2 tRNA genes are annotated in these 317 nt (G+C 44.2%); both read left to right on the forward strand.

Annotated elements, in window-relative coordinates:
• The first annotated feature begins 26 nt into the window (after window positions 1-26).
• Window positions 27-103 (forward strand) — tRNA-Ile (locus tag P20652_RS17170).
• A 50-nt stretch (window positions 104-153) separates the two neighbouring features.
• Window positions 154-229 (forward strand) — tRNA-Ala (locus tag P20652_RS17175).
• Window positions 230-317 lie beyond the last annotated feature (88 nt).

Below are 317 nucleotides of genomic sequence, written 5' to 3' on the forward strand. Positions count from 1 at the left end.
GTAAAGAGAACAACACTTATTGTTTTGGGTCTGTAGCTCAGCTGGTTAGAGCGCACCCCTGATAAGGGTGAGGTCGGTAGTTCAAATCTACTCAGACCCACCACTTCTTGTCTAATCAAGAAGATGGTTAAAACAATAAGTACCAGCATATGTGGGGCTATAGCTCAGCTGGGAGAGCGCCTGCCTTGCACGCAGGAGGTCAGCAGTTCGATCCTGCTTAGCTCCACCACTTACTTCTTAAAAATAAATATTCTTTATCGGGCATCTCAATCGCCTGAGAATAGAGTGTGTTTAATTTTGAGAGGTTTTTGTATCTC

This window comes from Pseudoalteromonas sp. BSi20652, assembly GCF_000239855.1.
Classification (GTDB): Bacteria; Pseudomonadota; Gammaproteobacteria; order Enterobacterales; family Alteromonadaceae; genus Pseudoalteromonas.